The organism is Rathayibacter sp. AY2B7, from assembly GCF_002931635.1.
Classification (GTDB): Bacteria; Actinomycetota; Actinomycetes; order Actinomycetales; family Microbacteriaceae; genus Rathayibacter.
In genome coordinates this window covers 52175-69470 of the sequence record NZ_PSUC01000007.1, presented here as the reverse complement: position 1 = coordinate 69470, position 17296 = coordinate 52175, and the positions used below count along the sequence as shown (strand labels likewise).

The following is a 17296-nucleotide window of genomic DNA, read 5'->3' as shown; positions in this document are numbered from 1 at the left end:
GCCACCGCGTCCGCCACTCCCGCCGCGACGCCGGCCTGCGCCGGGCCCCAGATCATCACGCCGTGCTCGTCGCCGGCCGGGGCCGATTTGGTGACGAAGAGCGTGAGCGGCTTCACCGGGAGCGAGGGGCGCAGCACCGCGACGAAGGGGACGTGGCCGGCGCTGGGAGTCGCGAGCGCGGTCGCCCAGGCCGTCCCGGCCGGGCCGGTGCGGGCGCCGAGAACGGTGTTGATGTGGGCGGCGTTGACGCCCTCGCCGACGAAGCTCTCGCCGACTTCGAGGATCGGGGCGGTCATCCGAGGAGCCCCTGCTCGTCGAGCCACTCGCTCGCGACGTCCTCCGGGTCCTCGCCGTCCACGTCCACGCGGGCGTTGAGCTTCTGCATCTCCTCCGTGGTGAGAAGCGGGGAGACCTCGGCCATCACGTCGGCGATCGCCGGGTACTCGTCGAGCACCGACTGCTGGAGTGTGAAGCCGCCCTGGTAGACGGGGAAGAACTGCTGGTCGTCCTCCATCACGGTCAGGTCGAGGGCCGAGATGCGGCCGTCGGTCTGGAAGACCTCGCCGAAGTTGCAGTCGTCGCCCTTCTGCGTGGCGGTGTAGATGACGCCGGTGTCCAGGAGCGTGACGTTCGAGTCGGGCACGTCGAGCCCGTAGGCCGTCTTGAGGCCGGGCCAGCCGTCGTCCCGGGTCGAGAACTCGCTCTCGATGCAGAAGGTCTGCTCGTCGGCGGGCAGCTTCGCGACGTCGCTGAGGCTCTTCACGCCGAGCTCCTCCGCCTCGGAGGAGCGGATCGCGAAGGCGTAGGTGTTGTTGAGGGGCGCGGGGTCGAGCCAGGCGATGTCCTTCTTCGCGTCGGCCTCCTTCACCGCGGCGAACTGGGCCTCGGCGCCAGGGATCGGCGACGTGTTGCCGTTGTAGGTGATCCAGGAGGTGCCGGTGTACTCCCAGTAGCCGACGAAGTCCTTGTTCTCGAGCGCCTGGCGCACGTTCGCCGAGCCGACGAGCTTGGTGTTCGCCTCGAGATCGGCGCCGTGGGCGTTGAGGAGGTCGGTGGTGATGTGGGCGAGGATGTACTGCTCCGAGAAGTCCTTCGACCCGATCTCCCCGGAGAGGCCCGAGAGCTCGTCCCCCGCTCCTCCCGAGCCCTGGGAGGCGCCCCCGGAGCATCCGCTCAGGGCGGCGACGCTCGAGACGGCCGCGGCGACGATGACGACGGTTCGCTTCTTCATGGTTGTTCCTTCTGTGCAGGGGTGTGCGGGGTGCGGATGTGCAGGAGTGAGGGGGCGGGCCGGCGGCTAGAGGCCGCGCGGGCGCACGGCGTCCTCGACCAGGCCGGCGGCCCAGTCGATGAGCACCGCGATGCAGGCCACGAGCACGGCGCCCGTGATCAGGACGGGATAGCGCTGCAGCTTCAGGCCGTTGACGATCATGTCGCCGAGCCCGCCGGCGTTGATGAAGGTGGCGATGGTGGCGACGCCGACGCAGAAGACGAGCGAGGTCCGGAGCCCGGCGAGGATCACCGGCGAGGCCAGCGGCAGCTCGATCCGCCGCAGGACCTGGTTCGGGGTCATCCCCATCCCGCGCGCCGACTCGCGGACACCGGCGTCGACCTGCTCCAGCCCCGTCAGCGTGTTCCGCAGCACGGGGAGGAAGGAGTAGGCGACCAGCGCGACCAGTGCGGTGGCGAATCCGGTCTGCCACACGATCGCCAGCAGGATCACCACGCCCACCGCGGGCGTCGCCTGGCCGATGTTCGCCAGGCCCAGCACGACGGTGTGGAACACCTTCGACTCCGCCCGGTAGACGGCGATGCCGGCCGGGATCGCGAGGACCGCGACGAGCGCTGAGGCCGTCACGGTGAGCACGACGTGCTCGCCGACGCGGGCGAGGATGTAGCCCGGGTTGAGGGTGCGCTGCTCGATCGAGTCGAGGGTGCTGCTGCTCAGCCAGAGCAGGGTGACGGCGAGCACCACGACCACCGACAGTGGAGCGGCGACCCGGCGGAGCACACGGCCCGAGCGGCCCGTCCGGAGCGCGACGGGGGGAGCGATGACGGCCATGTCAGCGGTCCTGTCCCGGCGCGGCCAGCGGATCGGAGTCGCCGGTGAGCACCGCCGAGATCGCGGCGTGGTCGAGGGAGCCGCGGACGGTTCCGCCGCCGTCCACCACGTCGACGCAGGGTGCTCCGGTGAGCACGAGCAGGTCGAGAGCGTCGCGGAGGGTGGCCGAGAAGCCCACCTGCGGCGACCCCGAGGGGCCCGCCGCCCCGAGGCGGGCCCCTCGCACCGGGATCAGTGCGAGGCGCTTGAGCGCCGCGCCGCTGCCGATGAAGGAGGCGACGTAGTCGTTCGCCGGCGCCGCGAGGATGGCTGCCGGAGTGTCGAACTGCTCGATGCGCGACCTCTCGCTCATCACGGCGATCCTGTCGCCGAGGCGGATCGCCTCATCGAAGTCGTGGGTGACGAAGATGATCGTCTTGCCGATCTCGCTCTGCAGGCGCAGGAACTCCGCCTGCAGCTTCTCCCGCGTGATCGGGTCCGTCGCGCCGAACGGCTCGTCCATGAGCATGACCGGCGGATCGGCGGCGAGAGCCCGCGCGACTCCGGCCCGCTGCTGCTGCCCGCCGGAGAGCTGCTTGGGGTAGCGCTGCGCGAACTGGCCCGGGTCGAGCTGCACCGTGCGCAGCAGCTCGTCGACGCGCTCGGCCGTGCGCTGCTTCGTCCAGCCGAGGAGCCTCGGGACGACCGCGATGTTCTCGGCGATCGTGAGGTGCGGGAACAGGCCGATCTGCTGGATCACGTAGCCGATGTGCCGTCGCAGCTGATTGGGATCCAGGCTGAGCACGTTCTTGCCGTCGATCCGGATCACTCCGCTCGTCGGCTCGATGATGCGGTTGATCATCTTCATCGTGGTGGTCTTGCCGCATCCGCTCGGCCCGACGAACATGACCAGCTCGCCGGGCTCGATCCGCATCGAGAAGTCCTCCACCGCGGGTGCCGACTGGCCGGAGTAGGTCTTGCTGACGCCCTCGAGCTCGATGGCGACTCCTCCCTCCCGCTGCGAGATCGCGGAGAGGAAGCCCGTGTCGGTGGGTTCGGGGGTGGTCATCTCAGGCACGCAGACCTCTCGAGGTGGTGAAGCGGGTGATCAGGAGGAAGGCGGCGTCGACCAGCAGCGCCAGGACGACGACGGCGACGGTGCCGGTGAGGGCGTAGTTGAGCGCGTTCTTCGAGCCGAGCGAGGAGAGGCCCTTGAAGATGTACTGGCCGAGGCCGGGACCGGCGACGTACGCGGCGATGGCGGCGATGCCGATGGTGAGCTGCGCGGCGACGCGGACGCCGGTGAGGATGATCGGCCAGGCGATCGGCAGCTGCGTGGTGAGCAGGACCCGCAGCGGACCCATCCCCATCCCGCGCGCCGCCTCGAGCACGTGGCTCGGGACCTCGCGGAGGCCGACCACCGTGTTCCGGATGATCGGCAGCAGCGAGTAGAAGACCAGCGCCACCACGGTCGGCGCCCAGCCGAGCCCGAGCACGGGGCTGAGGATCGCCAGCAGGGCCAGCGAGGGGATCGTGATCGCTATGCCGGCGGCGGTGATGGCGAGCGAGCGGGGGATCGGGCGGTCCCACACCAGCAGGCCGATCACGACGCCGAGCACCAGGGCGATGGCGAGCGAGACCGCCACGACGAGCACGTGCTCGAGGACGAGCTCCGCGATGTCGTCGGAACGGCGACCGAGGAAGACGACGAGTCCGGAGACGTCGGATCCGGGCACGGATGACTCCCTTCTCTTCATTGAGCGGGGCCGCCGAGTGGCGACGTGGTCAGAGTACGAAGAGCGGTGCCATAAAGACAATGGATGTTGCTCATATGACAACTGCCGTCTACCGTGGCGTCATGCAGGACGACAGCGCAGCACCCCGGCGCAATTCCTCGGGCCTGGCCCGCGACATCGAGATCCTCGAGATCCTGGGCGGTCCGGAGGCCGAGGAGTCGGGCGGGCTGGGCGTGATGCGCATCGCGCAGCTCACCGGCCGCGACAAGGCGGTCATCTCGCGCAGCCTCGCCACTCTCTCCGACGCGGGCCTGCTCGACCGCGATCCCGTCACGCTCGGCTACCGGCTCGGGAGCCGGATCTTCTCGCTCGCCGCCCGCACCCTCGAGTCGCAGCTGATCGCGCGGTCGCGCCCGCACCTGCGGAGGATCGCCCGCTCGACCCGGGAGACGACGCACCTCTGCGTCCTCCGCGGCGGCAATGTGCTCACCGTGCTGAGCGAGCTCAGTCCCCACGAGGTCCGCACCACCGGCTGGGAGGGAGTCATCACGGCCGCCTGGCGCACGCCCTCGGGGCGGGTCCTGATCAGCGACTGGGACCGCGCCTCCCTCTCGGCCTGGTACGACGAGCACGGGCACGACCGGCCGGTGGTGGGGCCGGTCGATCCGGCCATGGCCGCGGCCGGCTTCTCGGTGCTCGAGGAGCCGCCGGTCGACAAGGCGGTCGTCTCGGATTTCGACTCGCTCATCGCCGAGCTCGCGCGGATCCGCGAGCGGGGCTGGGCCACGCTCGACGAGGAGCTGGAGCGGGGGGTGGTGGGCGCCTCGGCCCCGGTCCGCGACTTCTCGGGCCGCATCGTCGCGGCGATCAACGTCAGCGCCCCGAAGTCGAGGATCGGATCGCAGCTGGACGCGCTCGGTGCCTACGTCTCGCTCACGGCGCGCGAGCTGTCGACGTACCTGGGTGCGCCGGCCTGAGCGCGGCGCGGTCGGCGCTCCGGGCGGTCGAGCCGTTCGCAACGGAGGACGAACGTCCGATCCGGCCCTCCTCGCCCGCGCCGTTCCGCGGGGCGCCGTGGATCCTTCCTCCGTTGTGAACGCGACCGCGGGGACCGCAGGCGCCGTGAAGCGATGCCACCCCCTCTGACGGGGGCCGTTGAGTTCGCGCAAACGCCCTGTTACCGTGAACAAAGCGTGCGGCCGGCGGCGTCGGAGACCTCGAGGTGGAGGTCGCGCCGAATCCTGCGAGGCACGGCAAGTCCTTCTCCGAGGTCCACCGGGCCTCTCTCCGCGGCGCCCTCCGGCGCTTCCCGGAGCCCCTCAGCCCCCGGGGGCGCGCCGCCCACGGTGCGCCTCCGGGCCCCACGCCGCCCCCTGACGATGGAGTCACGATGACGACCGCACCGATGCCCGCCGACGCCGAGCGCCCCCGATCCGCGGGGCTCCGGCGCCGCCTCACGGCCGGGCTGCTGATCCTGCTCGCCGCGGTGGTGGCACTGCCCTTCACCGCCGCCTCCCCGGCCGTCGCCCTCGGCGAGCCGACCTTCACCAACCCGATCGCTCCGGACACCGCCGACCCCACGATCGAGTTCCACGACGGCAACTACTACATGGTCGCGACGACGTGGGACAACCGCGTCGTGATGCGGAAGGCGCCCACCCTCGCGGCGCTCGGCACCACCGCCCCGACCACCGTGTACACCGACACGAACCCCGGCCGGAACGCCAACATGTGGGCGCCCGAGCTGCAGCGGCTCCAGGGCCCGAACGGCTGGCGCTGGTACCTCATGTACACGATGGGGACCGCGGGGAACTTCGACGGCCAGCACCTGCAGGTGATCGAGAGCGCCGGGGACGACCCGATGGGCCCCTACACCTACAAGGGCCGCCCCGTGCCGACCGACCGGTGGAACATCGACGGCGCGTACCTGGAGCTGAACGGCGAGCTGTTCATGACCTGGTCCGAGTTCCAGCCCGGGAACGGCCTCCAGAGCAACTACATCGCCCGGATGTCGGACCCGTGGACCGCGACCAGCACCGGCACCGTCCTCTCGGAGCCGGTCGAGCCGTGGGAGACCATCGGCATGCCCGTCAACGAGGGACCGATCCCGCTGCAGAAGGACGGCCGCACCTGGATCGTCTACTCGGCGAGCTTCTGCGGCACCGAGGACTACCAGCTGGGCACCCTCGAGTACGACGGCACCGGCGACCCGGTGCTCGCCTCCTCCTGGACCAAGAGCGACGGACCCGTCTTCTCGAAGGCGAACGGCGAGTACGGCACCGGCCACAACGACTTCTTCGACTCGCCCGACGGCACCGAGACCTGGAACCTGTACCACGCGAACCCCGGCCCGAACGACGGCTGCGGCCGCCAGCGCTCGGCCCGCGCGCACATCGTGGAATGGACGGCGACCGGCGAGCCCGACTTCGGCGCTCCGCTCGGCACCGCGGCCCGCATCCCCGTCCCCAGCGGCGAGAACGCCCCGATCACCGCTCGCGTCGAGGGCGCCCCGTGGCAGCTCGTCAGCCGCAGCACCGGCCTCTGCGCCACCGTCTCCTCCGCGCAGAGCGGCGACGGCGCCGGCGTCGTGCAGGGCTCCTGCTCGACCCCGCGCGCGAACTGGATGCTCGACGCCACCGGCGAGGGCACCCTCCGCGTGATGAACGCCTCGAGTGGCAAGGCGCTCGGACCGGTCGGCTGCGCCACCGGAACCGCCGGGCTCCAGCAGTCCGCGTGGCTCACCACGAGCTGCCAGCAGTGGACGGTCGCCCCGGCGACCGGCGGCTACTCGACTCTGACGAACCGCACCAGCGGCAAGCTGCTGGAGGCGTCCGGCTCGACCGTCCGCCAGGCGGCCGCCACCTCCGCCGCGGCTCAGGAGTGGGTGCTGCGCCCCGCCGGACCCGTCGCCGTCACGTCCTTCGTCACCGGCAAGTCCTTCGACCTGCCGAACTGCTCCACGGCCGACGGCGCCCTGCTCCAGCAGCAGGACTGGCTCGGCTCGCCCTGCCAGCGCGTCACCTTCGGCTCCGCCGCCGACGGCGCGCTCGAGATGCACCCCGTCTCGGCCGCCGCCAAGTGCCTCGCGGTCACCGGAGGCTCCGCCGCCGACGGCGCGACCGTCACCCAGGGCGCGTGCGGCGTCACGGGCAGCAGCTGGCGCCTCCGCCCGGGCAACGACGGCACCGTCGAGCTGCGGGCCGCGCACAGCGGCAAGGCGCTCGACCTGTCGAACTGCTCCGCGCAGAACGGCACCAGGATCGGGCAGTGGAGTGTCCTGAACAACGACTGCCAGCGCTTCCGCGTCTCGCTCGGCGCCCCGGCGTCGACGGTGCCGCTGCAGCCGGTGGCGACCTCGGCCGCGCGCTGCGTCGCCGGCAAGGTCGTCGTCACCACGGTCGTGAGGAACGCGGACGACCTGCCCGTCGACGTCACGATCGGCACCGGCACCGCGGCGAAGCGGGTCACCGCGCTCGCCGGTGGAGTGAGCACGTCGACCGCCGTGACGACCCGTCAGGCGAGCGTCCCGGCCGGATCCACGACGGTCGCCGTCGCGGGCACCGACGACGCCGGCCGCACCGCGACCGTCACCGCGAGCCACCCCGCCCTCACCTGCGGCTGATCCTCCTGCCGGTCGAGCAGCCGGCGCAGCGGCGTATCGAGACCTCCTGCTCCGTGCATGGGTCTCGATACGCCCCTCACGGGGCTGCTCGACCAGCAAGGGACGTCGCCGGCCGAGCCGCCCCCCTCTGCCGGCCGAGCAGCCGCGCAGCGGCGTACCGAGATCCCCCCCCCGTGCTCCGCACACAGGTCCCGACACGCCCCTGGCGGCGCTGCTCGACCCGGCACCCCGAGATCCTCCCCCCCGACCCGCACCACTCCACTGAAGGAGCACCATGCCCCGCACCACCACACCCGCGCGGCGAGCGCCGCTGCGCGCAGCGCTCGCCGCGCTCGGCCTCGGAGCAGTGCTGCTCTCGGGCCTCGTCGCCCCGGCTCCGGCCGCGCAGGCGGCCGATGCCGTGATCCCGCAGCAGGGCCTCCTCGCCGACTACCGGTTCACGCAGACCACCGGCAGCGCGGTCCCGAACACCGTGAGCGGAGGCGTGGGAGCCGCCACCGTCCGCAACGCGACCGACGCGCTCTGGACCGGCACGTCGCTCCGTCTCACCGGCGGCCCCAAGAGCAGCACCACCGCCCCCTGGGTGCAGCTGCCCGCGAACCTGCTGACCGGTCGCTCGTCGGCCACCGTCACGATCGAGACCCGCGCCGACGCGTCGATGCTCTCGAACTTCCACTTCCTGTGGAACATCGGCAGCGACAGCACGAACCAGTACTGGTTCGCGTCCGTCCGCGACCGCGTGCGCACCGCGATCACGACCAGCGGAGGGAACGGCGAGAACAATGCCCGCAGCGCCTCCGCCCTGACCGCCGACCGCTGGTACAGCCTCACCTCGGTGATCGACGGCAGCGCCGGCACGATCTCCTTCTTCGTCGACGGCGTCCAGGTCGCCTCGGCGCCCACCGCCCTGCGCCCCTCGTCGGTGGCCGACCAGTCGCTGAACACGATCGGCCGCGCACCGTACCCCGACCCGTTCTACGCGGGCGAGGTCTCGGCGTTCCGCGTCTACGACCGCGCGCTCACCGGGGCGGAGGTGGTGGCCGTGTCGAGCGTCGACGCGAAGCCGCACGCCTCCACGTTCTCCCCGATCGCCGCCGCCGTGCTGGCCGGGGTCGCCCCGCTCACCGTCGACGACTCGAGCACGAACCTGCCCGACTACGGGGGAGCGGTCACCTGGTCCTCCAGCGACCCGACCCTGCGCGTCTCGGCCGACGGCCGCACCCTCAGCGCCGACCGCCCCGCCGTGGGCCAGGCCGCGCGCACCTCGTCGCTCACCGCGACGGCGTCGATCCGCGGAATCGTGCAGACCCGCTCGATCGCCGTGACGGTCGAGCCGCAGGTCGGCGTCGACACCCCCTACGGCTACCTGATGGTCCACTTCGTCGAGGACTCCCAGGGCTACGCCGAGAAGATCTACCTCGACGTCTCCCGCGGCGACGACCCGGAGAAGTGGGACCCGCTCAACGGCGCGAAGCCGATCCTGGCCTCCGACCTCGGCACCACCGGTGTCCGCGACCCGTACCTGACCTACAACCCCGACACGGAGAAGTACTACATCATCGCCACGGACCTCCGCGTCTTCGGCGGCGACCGGGGCCCCAGCACCTGCGACACCTGGTGCTACTGGACCACCAAGGGCAGCACGAAGATGAACGTCTGGGAGTCGAGCGACCTCGTGTCGTGGAGCGACGTCCGGCAGTTCGACGTGGCACTCGACGCCGCGGGGACGAAGAAGCTCGAGGCCGGCATGATGTGGGCTCCCGAGGCCACGTGGGTGCCGGACTACGCGGGACCCGGCAAGGGCGCGTTCGTCGTCTACTGGTCCTCGACGGTCTACCCGACCGCCGCGCACACGCCGGGCACCGGATCCTCCCGCGTGCTCTGGGGAGCGACCACGGACTTCACGCAGGCCACCTACTCGTACGGCGGCACCTTCATCGACACCGGGGCCGACACGATCGACACCACGCTGATCCAGGACTCCGGCACGACCTACCGGATCTCGAAGGACAACGGCACCGGCAAGGGCATCTACATGGAGTCGACCACCTCGGTGACCTGGTGGCTGCCGACGACCTCGTGGACGCAGATCCAGTCGCGCATCGGCGCGGTGTGGTCCGGCGGCAACCCCGGTGGGGTCGAGGGCCCCGCGGTGTTCAAGGACCACGGCGAGGACACCTGGTACCTGTACGTCGACGTGATCCCCGCGACCGGCTACAAGCCGATGGTGACGAACGACCTCGACACGGGCTGGACCCAGCTCACCGACCCGGGCTTCTCGCTCGCCTCGTCGACCAAGCACGGCGGCATCGTCTCGCTGACCGCGGGGCAGTACGCCGAGGTCCGCTCGGCCGACGCCGCCTCCGCGGTCCGCTCGGACCTCGGCGAGGTGACGGTCGCCTCCGGCGCCGACGCCGCGGCGGCTCTGCCCGCCCGCGCCGACGTCGTGCTCGCCTACAACCGGGGCACCGCCTCGCAGCCGGTCACCTGGAACACCTCCGCGGTGGCGACGGCGCCCGGCCGCTACTCCGTCACCGGAGTCGTCCGCACGATCGGTGCGAACGACAACCAGTGGGTGGGCGCGAACGGATCGACGGCCTACAACGCCGCCGACCGCCGGCTCTCGAGCTCCACGGCCGTCACGGTCACCGCGACCGTGGTGGTGACGGCACCGACCTCGACGCTCACCGCGTCCACCCGCTGCGTCGCGGGCAAGGTCGTCCTCACCGGAGTGGTGAGGAACACGGGCACGACGCCCCTCTCGGTCGTCATCCGCTCGCCGTTCGGCGCCTCGCAGACGCTGACCGTCGCCCCCGGCACCAGCGCCTCGGCCGCCTTCACCACCCGTCAGGCCTCGGTCCCGGCCGCCTCGCTCACCGCGGGCGCCTTGACCGCGGCCTACCCGGCGCGCACCTGCTGACGCACGCGCGCCGCTGACGCCGAGACGGCCCGCCCCCGCCGAGACACCGCCCCACTGCGGTGCCTCGGCCGGGAGCGGGCCGTCTCGGCGTCGAGCGCCTCGGAGCTCCGCGGCGGCCGCCCCACATCCCGGCACGGCAGGCTGTACGGATGAGCGCGCCTGGAACCACCGACCCCCTCGACCGCGTCCGCGTGCGCGGCGCCCGCGAGAACAACCTCCGGAGCGTCGACGTCGACGTGCCGCGCGACGCCCTCGTCGCCTTCACGGGGGTCTCCGGATCGGGCAAGAGCTCGCTCGCCTTCGGCACGCTCTACGCGGAGGCGCAGCGCCGCTACTTCGAGTCGGTCGCCCCCTACGCGCGGCGGCTGATCGACCAGGTCGGCGTGCCGGACGTCGACTCGATCGAGGGCCTGCCGCCGGCCGTCGCCCTCCCGCAGCGGCGCTCCGGAGGCTCGGCCCGCTCCACGGTCGGCAGCGCGACGACGCTCTCGAGCGTGGTGCGGATGGTCTTCTCGCGCATCGGCGCCTACCCCGAGGGCGCGCCGATGCTGCTCGCGGAGGACTTCTCGGCCAACACCGTGCAGGGCGCGTGCCCCAGCTGCCACGGCATCGGCCGGGTCTACGACGTCCCGGACGAGCTGATGGTGCCGGACGGCTCGCTCTCGATCCGCGACGGGGCGCTCGCCGCCTGGCCGACCGCCTGGCACGGCAAGCAGCTGCGCGACAGCCTGATCTCGCTCGGACACGACATCGACGCTCCGTGGCGCGACCTGCCCGCGGAGGACCGCGACTGGATCCTGCACACTCCCGACTCCCCGCAGGTCCCCGTGTGGACCGACCGCTCGCCCGCGGAGGTGCGCGCCTCCGTGGCCGCCGGGGACGAGCCGCGCTACATGAGCACGTTCCTCGGGGTGCGCCGCTACGTGCTCGACACCTTCGCCGGCTCGAAGAGCGCCCGGATGCGCGAGCGCGCGGCCTCGTTCGTCGTCAGCGTCGCCTGCCCGGTGTGCGGCGGCCGGAGGCTGAAGCCCGACGCGCTCGCCGTCACCTTCGAGGGGCTCGACATCACCGAGCTGTCGGCGCTCCCGCTCGAGGAGCTGGTCGTCGTCGCGCGGCGCGTGCTGGAGCCCGGCTGGACCCCGGCCGACGGCGCTCCGCAGACCCGCCTGGCCGCGCAGCGGCTGGTCGAGGACCTCGTCGCCCGCCTCGCGCCGATCGTCGACCTGGGCCTCGGCCACCTCTCGCTCGACCGCTCCACGCCGACGCTCTCCTCGGGGGAGCTCCAGCGGATGCGCCTCGCGACGCAGGTGCTCTCGCGCCTCTTCGGCGTCGTCTTCGTGCTCGACGAGCCGTCCACGGGCCTGCACCCCGCCGACACGGAGGCGCTGCTCGGCATCCTGCGGACCCTGCGGGCGACCGGCAACACCGTCTTCTTCGTCGAGCACTCCCTCGACGTCATCCGCGAGGCCGACTGGATCGTCGACATCGGCCCGGGCGCGGGGTCCGGGGGCGGCGCCGTCGTCTACTCCGGCCCGCTCGACGGCCTGCCGGGCGCCCGCGACTCCGTCACCCGCCGCTACCTCTTCCCCGAGGGCGACCCGGCGCCGCTGCGCTCCCGCCGCACGGCGAAGCAGTGGATCGAGCTCGCCGGAGTCTCGCGGCACACCCTCGACGACCTCTCCGTCGCGTTCCCGGTCGGGGTTCTCACCGCGGTCACCGGCGTCTCCGGATCGGGCAAGTCGACGCTCGTGAACCAGGCGCTGCCCGATCTGCTGCGCGCCTCGCTCCGCGCCGACGTCGCCGAGGACGCGCCGGCGGAGGAGGGCGGGGAGGCGGACCCGCTGCTCGACGCGGCTGCGGCGGCGACCCGCGGCACCGCCTCCGGGCCCGCGGACCGCCTGCGCCGCGTGGTGCAGGTGACCCAGACCCCGATCGGCCGGACCTCGCGCTCGAACGTCGCGACCTACACGGGCCTGTTCGACCGGGTGCGGACGCTCTTCGCGGCCACCCCGGAGGCGAAGCGCCGCCGCTTCTCGGCGAGCCGCTTCTCCTTCAACCTGCCCAGCGGGCGCTGCCCCGTCTGCAAGGGCGAGGGCTCCGTGGAGGTGGAGCTGCTGTTCCTCCCGACCGTCGAGGCGCCCTGCTCGGCGTGCGGCGGCAGCCGGTACAACGACGAGACCCTCGAGGTCACACTGGGCGGCCGGACGATCGCCGACGTCCTCGCGCTGAGCGTCGCCGACGCGCGCGAGGCCTTCGCCGAGGACCGCGAGGTCGCCCGCCACCTCGACGCGCTGGTGGACGTGGGGCTCGGCTACGTCTCGCTCGGCCAGCCGGCGCCCGAGCTGTCCGGGGGAGAGGCGCAGCGGGTGAAGCTCGCCTCGGAGCTGCGTCGCGCCCAGCGCGGGGACACGCTCTACCTGCTCGACGAGCCGACGTCGGGCCTGCACCCCGCCGACGCCGACCGCCTGCTCGAGCACCTGCAGCACCTGGTCGACGCGGGCAACACGGTGATCGTCGTCGAGCACGACATGCGCGTCGTCGCCGACGCGGACTGGGTCGTGGACCTCGGCCCGGGGGCGGGCCGGGCCGGCGGCTCGGTGGTCGCGACGGGCACTCCGGAGGAGGTCGCCGAGGCCGCGGGCAGCCGCACCGCTCCGTACCTCCGGGCGGCTCTGGACCGGCGCCGCTGAGCGCCCGACGACCCTGTCAGTCCTCTCACCGAAACCTCACCGAAAACTATTGTTAACGGTAACATTCGAGGCGGCCCGCCCTCCTGGGCCGGATTTCTCAACGACGAGAGGCCTCACGAATGCGACGACGACTCCCCCTGGCCACCGTGGCGGTGATGGCGCTGACGGCGGGTCTCCTGTCGGTCGGCCCCACGGCCCAGGCCGCCCCCACCACCTCGCTCGACGCCGCGAAGGTGCTCGAGCTCCCGTTCGACGGGTCGCTCGCCGACACCAGCGGTCGTGGTACCGCCCTCGGGATGCAGAAGGGCACGGCCTCCTACGGCACCGGCCTGAACGGCCGGGCGTTCGAGTTCACCGGATCGAACGCGATCTCGCTCGGCACTGCGGCGGCGCTGCAGCCCGCAGACCTCACCGTCTCGTTCTGGTACAAGCCGACCAGCGCGATGACCGGTGAGCAGGTCTTCACCTGGAACAAGACCGCCTACAACTCCGACGGCTGGTACCTCACCTCCGAGGGCGACGGCACCCCGCTCGCCCTCTCGATCGGCCCGTCCGGCGGTCAGCCGTACAAGGTCGCCGTCGAGACCGCCCGCTCCGGCTTCTTCCCCGCGGGGGAGTGGACGCACGTGGTCGCCACGTACGACAAGAGCACCAAGGCCGTCGCCTTCTACCGCAACGGGGTGAAGCAGACCGCCGTCGTCAAGACCGCGCCGTCCTCCTCCGCATCCGGCGTCCTCGGCTCCGAGAGCACCTCGACGAAGACCCTCGGCTTCAACGGCCCCCAGTACAACGGCGCGCACCTGCGCGGCCTGCTCGACGACTACGCGCTCTACAACGGCGTCGCGACCACCACCGACGTCGTCGCCCTGACGAAGGCCGGGAACCCCTCCTTCGACCCCGCGAGCATCGCCCGGGCCGACCTCGAGCTGGTCGCCCCGCCCGCGAGCACCAGCACCGGCTTCACCCTGCCCACCGTCGGCGCGAAGGGGTCCGCCCTCAGCTGGACCTCCTCCGACCCGGCGACCGTCGCGATCAGCGGAGGCACGGCCGCGGTCACGCCGCCCACCGGCTCCGCGACGCAGGTCGTCCTCACCGGCTCCGCCACCTACGGGGGCAGCACCGCGGTCACGAAGACCTACACTCTCCAGGTGCAGCCCCGGGGAGTGAAGACGTCGAACTACCTCGTGGAGGCCGGCCTGTCCGACGTCTCCGTGCAGGACCCGTACCTCGAGAACGGGGAGCAGCAGACCGTCGAGTACCTGCTGAGCCTCGACCCCGAGATGTTCCTCTACTCCTTCTACCGCGAGGCCGGGCTCGCCCCGACCACGAGCGGCGGATACGGGGGCTGGGAGCGCGAGAACGGCACCCGGTTCCAGGGCCACTTCTTCGGCCACTACGTCTCCGCGCTCTCGCAGGCCTACGCCACCACCGAGGACCCGACCACGAAGGCCGCCCTGCTCGCGAAGCTCACCGCCTCCGTCGACGGGCTGAAGAAGGTCCAGGACGCGTACGCGCTGAAGGACCCCGCGAACGCCGGCTACGTCTCGCCGTTCCCGACCCGCTACCTCCCCTCGGGCGGCGACGGCCTGCTCGTCCCCTTCTACAACCTGCACAAGGTGCTCGCGGGCCTCCTCGACGCCCACGAGCACGCCCCCGACGCCGTCTCGCAGAAGGCGCTCGTCGTCGCCGGCGGCTTCGGCAGCTGGATCACCGCCTGGGCGGGCCGTCAGGCGAACCCCGGTCAGCTCCTCAACACCGAGTACGGCGGGATGAACGAGGCGCTCTACCGCCTCTACGAGACCACGCACGACCCGGCGCACAAGCGCGCGGCGGAGTACTTCGACGAGACGGCGCTGTTCCGCAAGCTGGCGAACAACGAGGACGTCCTCAACGGGCTGCACGCGAACACCACGATCCCGAAGCTGATCGGCGCGCTGAAGCGCTACCGCGTCTTCACCGACGACCCGGCGCTCTACGCGACGCTGACCGACGCCGAGAAGTCGGACCTCGACATGTACCGCCGCGCCGCCGAGAACTTCTGGCGGATGGTCGACGAGACCCACACCTACGCCAACGGCGGCAACAGCCAGTCCGAGCACTTCCACGCCCCCGGCACCCTCCACGAGTACGCGACCAACGGCCAGACGACCGGCTACGGCGAGAACTCCACCTCCGAGGGCTGCAACATCTACAACATGCTCAAGCTCACCCGGTCGCTTTTCCAGGTGACCGAGGACGTGAAGTACGCCGACTTCTACGAGGAGGCGTTCATCAACGGCGTCCTCTCGGTGCAGAACCCGGACACGGGCATGGTGACCTACTTCCAGCCGCAGACCGCGGGCTACGCGAAGGTCTTCGGGCACGAGCACGACGAGTTCTGGTGCGACCACGGCACCGGCATCGAGAGCTTCACGAAGCTCGGCGACTCGATCTACTTCGAGAAGCCGAAGACCGTCTTCGTGAACCAGTTCCGCTCCTCCGTGCTCCGCTCCCCGGCGAACAACCTGAGGCTGAGCCAGACGGCGGACATCCCCGTCACCGACACCGCGACCCTGCGGGTCGAGGCGCTGGCGGGAGGAGCCGTGGCCGCGGGCACGACCCTGAAGCTGCGCGTCCCGTCCTGGATCGACGGAGCACCGACGCTGACCGTGAACGGCGCGACCCGCACGGTCACGGCCGAGGCCGGCTACGTCTCCGTCGCCGTCGCCGCCGGCGACGTCCTCACCTGGAAGCTGCCCGCCGCGGTCGCCGCCGTCGCGGACACCGAGAGCGCCGACTGGACCGCCTTCCGCTACGGACCGGTGCTGCTGGCGACCGAGCTCAACCGCTCGAACGTCGAGGCGTCCTACGTCGCCGGCGTCCTGGTGCGGATGGGCACGGCCGACAAGTCCGTGAACTCGAACATCGTCGTGGGCGACTCCGCGGCCTGGACATCGGCGATCCGCGACAACCTGGTGCGCCTGCCCGACGGCGCGGACGGCAACGGCCGCACCACGATGCGCTTCGGCATGAAGAACGTCGACGCCGCCTCCGCCGCCCGGGTCTTCACCCCGTACTACAGCCTCTACAACGCCCGCTACGCGACGTACATGACCCTGATCGAGCCCGACTCGGCCGCGGCGCAGGCGCTGATCCGGACCCAGAAGGAGCAGTTGCGCGTCGACGAGACGACCATCGACTCCCTCACCTCGTTCGACAACAACAACAGCGAGGCCGACAAGAACTACAAGACCGCGCGGTCCGGAGTCGGCACCTGGCGCGGGGAGGGCTACCGTGACGGCGAGCGATCGGCGGAGGCGTACTTCCAGTACGACATGATCGTCGACCCGACCCTGCCGGCCAACTACCTCGGCGTCCGCTACTACGGCGGCGACGCGGGACGCACCTTCGACGTCTACCTCAACGACGTGAAGCTCAAGACCGAGGTGGTCTCGGGAGCGGCCGGAGCGACGAGCTGGTACGTCCAGTACGACCGGATCCCGGCGTCCGTCCTCAGCGGCCTCGCCGCGAAGGACAGCTACAAGCGCGACCAGAGCGGGAAGTACGTGCTCGACGCGCAGGGACGGAAGATCCCCGTCGTCACGGTGCGCTTCCAGGGCACCGGGTCCAGCTACGTCGGCGGCGTCTTCGGGGTCTACACCACGGAGTCGACCACCTACGCAGTGGACCCGGAGCTGACGAAGCTCTCCTCCGACGTCGGGACGCTCTCGCCGGCGCTCGCCGCCGGGGTGCGGGACCACACCCTGACGGTGCCGGCCGGCACGACCAGCGTCTCGCTCGACCTCGACCCGGCCGTGCCCAGCGGTCTGGTGAAGGTCGACGGCGTGCTGATCGACGACACCCTCCGCCGCACAGTGCCGCTCGCGGCGTCGGGCGCGACGAGCGTGGTCGTCGAGTCGTCGGCGCAGGACCACACGACCACCGCGACCTACCGCCTCTCCATCGTCCGCGCCTCCGCGGCGACGGTGCCGACCACCGTGACGGCCACCAGCCGCTGCGTGGCGGGCAAGGTCGTGGTGACGGTCTCCGCTCGGAACGACGCGAAGGTCCCGGCGGCGATCACCATCGCGTCCTCCTGGGGCTCGAAGTCGTTCACCGGGATCGCTCCGGGGTCGAGCGCCTCCCACGCCTTCACCACCCGCTCCGCCTCGGTGGCCGCGGGCTCGGCGACGGTGACCGCGACGGCCACCCTGGACGGAGCCGCGGTGACGACCATGAAGCAGGCCGCGTACTCCGCTCTCACCTGCAAGTGACGTGACGACGACGGCCGCCGGGGATCGCCCCCGG

General features: G+C 71.8%; 10 protein-coding genes. 5 read left to right on the top strand and 5 right to left on the bottom strand.

Features of this window, described 5'->3' with window-relative positions:
- From C5C27_RS02780 to C5C27_RS02760, 5 genes are all read right to left on the bottom strand, one after another.
- Positions 1-296: formaldehyde-activating enzyme (locus C5C27_RS02780; RefSeq protein WP_181133425.1), on the bottom strand; the 296-nt coding region annotated here is incomplete at its 3' end.
- Positions 293-1231, bottom strand: a complete 939-nt coding sequence (locus C5C27_RS02775) for a glycine betaine ABC transporter substrate-binding protein (RefSeq protein ID WP_104283012.1) — start codon at positions 1229-1231, stop codon at positions 293-295. The genes C5C27_RS02780 and C5C27_RS02775, both read right to left, overlap by 4 nt.
- Before the next feature lie 66 nt (positions 1232-1297).
- Positions 1298-2062, bottom strand: coding sequence for an ABC transporter permease (locus tag C5C27_RS02770; protein WP_104239638.1), 765 nt, complete (start codon positions 2060-2062; stop codon positions 1298-1300).
- Position 2063: 1 nt separating this feature from the next.
- A complete protein-coding gene (locus C5C27_RS02765) occupies positions 2064-3110 on the bottom strand; it encodes an ABC transporter ATP-binding protein (protein WP_104313551.1) in 1047 nt (348 codons plus the stop codon).
- 1 nt (position 3111) lies between these two features.
- Positions 3112-3777: an ABC transporter permease gene (locus C5C27_RS02760; RefSeq protein ID WP_308470727.1), complete on the bottom strand. Its 666-nt coding sequence runs from the start codon at positions 3775-3777 to the stop codon at positions 3112-3114.
- A 122-nt stretch (positions 3778-3899) separates the two neighbouring features.
- Between C5C27_RS02760 and C5C27_RS02755 the strand changes: the two genes are divergently transcribed.
- From C5C27_RS02755 to C5C27_RS02735, 5 genes are all read left to right on the top strand, one after another.
- Positions 3900-4754: an IclR family transcriptional regulator gene (locus C5C27_RS02755; protein ID WP_104239641.1), complete on the top strand. Its 855-nt coding sequence runs from the start codon at positions 3900-3902 to the stop codon at positions 4752-4754.
- A 413-nt stretch (positions 4755-5167) separates the two neighbouring features.
- The gene (locus C5C27_RS02750) at positions 5168-7399 is read left to right on the top strand and encodes an RICIN domain-containing protein (RefSeq protein ID WP_219813127.1); all 2232 of its coding nucleotides are present in this window, start codon (positions 5168-5170) and stop codon (positions 7397-7399) included.
- Positions 7400-7673: 274 nt separating this feature from the next.
- Positions 7674-10319, top strand: coding sequence for a LamG-like jellyroll fold domain-containing protein (locus tag C5C27_RS02745; RefSeq protein ID WP_104313550.1), 2646 nt, complete (start codon positions 7674-7676; stop codon positions 10317-10319).
- Between the two features lie 149 nt (positions 10320-10468).
- Positions 10469-13009: an excinuclease ABC subunit UvrA gene (locus C5C27_RS02740; RefSeq protein WP_104313549.1), complete on the top strand. Its 2541-nt coding sequence runs from the start codon at positions 10469-10471 to the stop codon at positions 13007-13009.
- Between the two features lie 119 nt (positions 13010-13128).
- The gene (locus C5C27_RS02735; protein WP_104239235.1) at positions 13129-17262 is read left to right on the top strand and encodes a beta-L-arabinofuranosidase domain-containing protein; all 4134 of its coding nucleotides are present in this window, start codon (positions 13129-13131) and stop codon (positions 17260-17262) included.
- Positions 17263-17296 lie beyond the last annotated feature (34 nt).

Coding starts and splice junctions, on each gene's coding strand:
- C5C27_RS02755 (WP_104239641.1), top strand. CDS start 3,900: ATGCAGGACGACAGCGCAGCACCCCGGCGCAATTCCTCGGGCCTGGCC.
- C5C27_RS02740 (WP_104313549.1), top strand. CDS start 10,469: ATGAGCGCGCCTGGAACCACCGACCCCCTCGACCGCGTCCGCGTGCGC.
- C5C27_RS02770 (WP_104239638.1), bottom strand. CDS start 2,062: ATGGCCGTCATCGCTCCCCCCGTCGCGCTCCGGACGGGCCGCTCGGGC.
- C5C27_RS02775 (WP_104283012.1), bottom strand. CDS start 1,231: ATGAAGAAGCGAACCGTCGTCATCGTCGCCGCGGCCGTCTCGAGCGTC.
- C5C27_RS02765 (WP_104313551.1), bottom strand. CDS start 3,110: ATGACCACCCCCGAACCCACCGACACGGGCTTCCTCTCCGCGATCTCG.
- C5C27_RS02750 (WP_219813127.1), top strand. CDS start 5,168: ATGACGACCGCACCGATGCCCGCCGACGCCGAGCGCCCCCGATCCGCG.
- C5C27_RS02735 (WP_104239235.1), top strand. CDS start 13,129: ATGCGACGACGACTCCCCCTGGCCACCGTGGCGGTGATGGCGCTGACG.
- C5C27_RS02745 (WP_104313550.1), top strand. CDS start 7,674: ATGCCCCGCACCACCACACCCGCGCGGCGAGCGCCGCTGCGCGCAGCG.